Origin of the sequence: Phenylobacterium sp. (assembly GCF_036501465.1) — a bacterium.
GTDB lineage: Bacteria > Pseudomonadota > Alphaproteobacteria > Caulobacterales > Caulobacteraceae > Phenylobacterium.
In genome coordinates, this window is the sequence record NZ_DASYAF010000072.1 from 1 (window position 1) to 3,009 (window position 3,009).

Consider the following 3,009-nt stretch of genomic DNA (forward strand, 5'->3'; position numbering starts at 1 on the left):
AGCGAGCCCATCACCACCGCCGCCCCGCCGCGCTGGCGGCGGATCAGTTCGGCGATGGCGTAGACGGCTTCCGCCGAGAACCCGACCACGGCCGAGCGCCTGGGCAGTCGGCTGAGCTTGCGCGGGCCGTCATAGGTCAGCCGCGAGAAGCGTTCGCGGCCGACGATCTCGGCGTCCGGACAGAGGCGGCGGATCAGCGGCGCCATGGCAGCCGCGCCCAGCAGCATGGTCTCGGCCTTGCCGCGGGCGCGTAGCAGCCGGTCGGTGAAGACGTGGCCGCGCTCGGGGTCGGCGGTCAGTTGGATCTCGTCGACGGCCAGGAACTCGACGGCGCGGTCCAGCGGCATGGCCTCGACCGTGGCGACCCAATATTGCGGCCGGGGCGGGATGATCTTTTCCTCGCCGGTGATCAGGGCGACCGAGCGCGGCCCGCGCGCCTTGACCACGCGGTCGTAGATCTCGCGGGCCAAGAGGCGCAGCGGCAGGCCGATCATGCCCGAGGCGTGGCCCAGCATGCGCTCGACCGCCAGATGGGTCTTGCCGGTATTGGTGGGGCCAAGCACGGCGACCAGCCGCGACGGCGCCGGCCCAGGCGAACGCACGCTCATGCCCTGAAAGTGGAGGATTCCATCGCTCTGAACAAGGGTGACCGCCGGCGCGGCCCGCGCATTAATGAGCGTGGTAAACGCCTGGGAACGCTGGCGAAACGAATCGGGTCCGAATCGGCGACCTCCGCCGATTCAGCCTTTGTTCCCTACGAGATATGGTAGCCGCGGTAGGCTTGAGCACAAGGCTCACGGCTGCGAGCGCTGGCCTGAAACGCTGGCCTTCTTCAGCGCGATATTGGCGTGGCCGATCACCGTGTCGGCGTGGATATTGGTCACGATCCACGGGCCGCCGGCGCCCATCTGCCCGAAAACCATGGTGATCGGGCTGGTCAGGCCCTGGCTGCGCTGGTCGGGGGGCTTGGGCTTGAAGCCGGCGATCTCGGTGAGGTGGACCGTGCACTGGGCGCCGTGGGTGAGGCCCATGGCCCTGTCGTCGCTGGTCAGGTTGGCGGGTTCAGGCCGTCCGAAATCCAGGTCGTAGAGCTGCTTGCCGTCGAAGAACCGGTCCGGTCCGCGGCAGATGGCCTGCGGGCCCGCGGCGACGGCCGTACGCACGAACTGGGTGAGCGGATCGGTGGCGGCCAGCTTCTGGGCCAGGGTGGCCGCGGGCTTGCCGAGGTCGGAATAGGGCGGCGTGGACGTGACCTGCACGTCGCCGCGGCTCCAGTCGACATGGACATGGCGAACCCGTTTGCCGTCGTGGTGGATGTAGCTGAAGGCGGCGGGATAGGCCTGGCCGTCCTCGCCGGTGCGGCCCTGGCTCTCCGCGTCGATATCGACGCGCTTCAGCGCGCGCAGGATGCCGTAGCTCTTCATCGAGATGCTTGTGCCGAAGCCGCCCGGCATCGCATGGCCCTCGGCATGCACGATCAGCACCTTCACCGGCACCAGATTCAGCGGATAGAGCGTGCCGTCATAGTCCAGGGTCATCTTCAGCGGCGCCGGCGGCTGGGCCAGGGCCGGGCCGGCGAGGGCCAGGGCCAGCGCGCCGGCAAGGGCCAATCGGGCTTTCATTTTGAAGGCTCCTTTTACGAGGTTGACCCGGAGGCGGGACGTCCTGACCGCGGCGCGCGGCGAATTTGCGGCAGGCGTCCCTGGTCTTGACGCAACAAGCGGCCTTCGCCTATACCGCCCGCTCTTCGGCCGAGGCCAGCTCCACGGCCAAAAACGCTTTGCCCCAAGAAGGTTTCCTCAGATGTCGCGGCGTTGCGAACTCACGGGCGTCGGACCAATGGTCGGGCACAATGTGAGTCACTCGAACATGAAGTCCAAGCGTCGCTTTCTGCCGGCGCTGAAAACCATTCGCCTGCAGTCCGATGCGCTTGGCCAGGGTTTCAACCTGCGCATCACCAACGCGGCCCTGCGCACGCTGGATTTCCGTGGCGGGCTCGACCCCTATCTGGTCAAGGCCCGCGACGATCAGCTCTCCGCCCGCGCCCGCAAGATCAAGCGCCAGGTCAAGGCCAAACTGACGGCGGCGGCGACCACGTAAGAGACCTCTCCCGTAGGGAGAGGAAGGGGCCCAGAGCGAAGCGAATGGGAGGGTGAGGGGTTACGCCCTCACCAATTCAAGCTCCAAATCACGGCGTAACGGATGGTCCGTTGCGCCTGCCTGTCGAGCCCGTAACCCCTCATCCTCCCGCGCGCTTTCGCGCGCGGGCCCCTCCTTCTCCCTCTGGGAGAAGTCTACCTATTTCAACGTCTCGTCGAACAGCTTCAGCATCTCGCGCCAGTGCCGTTCCGAGGCCGCCTCGTTGTAGACGGGCATGTCGGGGGGGGCGTAGCCGTGCCTGGCGCCGGCATAGATCTCCACGGTGTTCTCGACCCCGGCGGCGGTGAGCGCCTCGCGCAGGCGGTCGGCCTGTTGCGGCGGGAAGCCGGCGTCTTCGTCGGCGCCGCCGACATAGACCTTGGCCTTGATCTTCGGCGCCAAGAGGTGCGGGCTGTCCGGCGCATCGGTCGCCAGGCGGCCGCCATGGAAGCCGGCCGAGGCGACGACGCGGTCGGGGTATTCGCCGGCGGCGCGCAGCGACAGGCCGCCGCCCATGCAGTAGCCGGTGACCCCGACCTTATCGCCCTTCACCTGCGGCTGCTTGGCCAGCCAGTCGAGGAAGGCGCCGGTGTCGCGGGTCGAGCGCACCGGGTCGGTCGAGGCCATGAACTTGCCGAAGAGGGCGCGGCGGGCCTCCTCGTCCTTGAAGGCCTCGGCCATGTCGATCGGCTCGTAAGGGCCGGCGCGCCAGAACATGTCGGGCAGCAGCACGAAATAGCCGTTGCTCGCCAGCCGCTCGCACATCTGGAACAGGGCCGGCCGGATCGCCGGCGCGTCCATGAAGAAGATCACCGCCGGCCAGGGGCCCTTGCCCTCGGGATGGAAGGTGTAGGCGCGCGCGTCGCCGTC

General features: G+C 68.2%; 3 protein-coding genes and 1 pseudogene. 1 reads left to right on the plus strand and 3 read right to left on the minus strand.

What is annotated here, in order from left to right:
• Both VGL85_RS07750 and VGL85_RS07755 read right to left on the minus strand, forming a co-directional pair.
• Positions 1–608: pseudogene (locus VGL85_RS07750) on the minus strand (phosphonate-binding protein); the annotation flags it as partial.
• Between the two features lie 186 nt (positions 609–794).
• A complete protein-coding gene (locus tag VGL85_RS07755; protein WP_331587733.1) occupies positions 795–1,622 on the minus strand; it encodes a hypothetical protein in 828 nt (275 codons plus the stop codon).
• A gap of 181 nt (positions 1,623–1,803) precedes the next feature.
• On the opposite strand from VGL85_RS07755, the gene rpmB reads away from it, so the two are divergent.
• Positions 1,804–2,100 carry a 50S ribosomal protein L28 gene (gene rpmB, locus VGL85_RS07760; RefSeq protein WP_331587735.1) on the plus strand — a complete coding sequence of 99 codons (297 nt, stop codon included), beginning with the start codon at positions 1,804–1,806 and terminating at the stop codon, positions 2,098–2,100.
• A gap of 198 nt (positions 2,101–2,298) precedes the next feature.
• Here the strand turns inward: rpmB and VGL85_RS07765 are convergent.
• Positions 2,299–3,009: dienelactone hydrolase family protein (locus tag VGL85_RS07765; protein WP_331587737.1), on the minus strand; the 711-nt coding region annotated here is incomplete at its 5' end.

What these genes read in the sequence shown, in the direction of transcription:
- VGL85_RS07755 (WP_331587733.1), bottom strand. Translation starts at nt 1,622, where the DNA reads ATGAAAGCCCGATTGGCCCTTGCCGGCGCGCTGGCCCTGGCCCTCGCC.
- rpmB (WP_331587735.1), top strand. Translation starts at nt 1,804, where the DNA reads ATGTCGCGGCGTTGCGAACTCACGGGCGTCGGACCAATGGTCGGGCAC.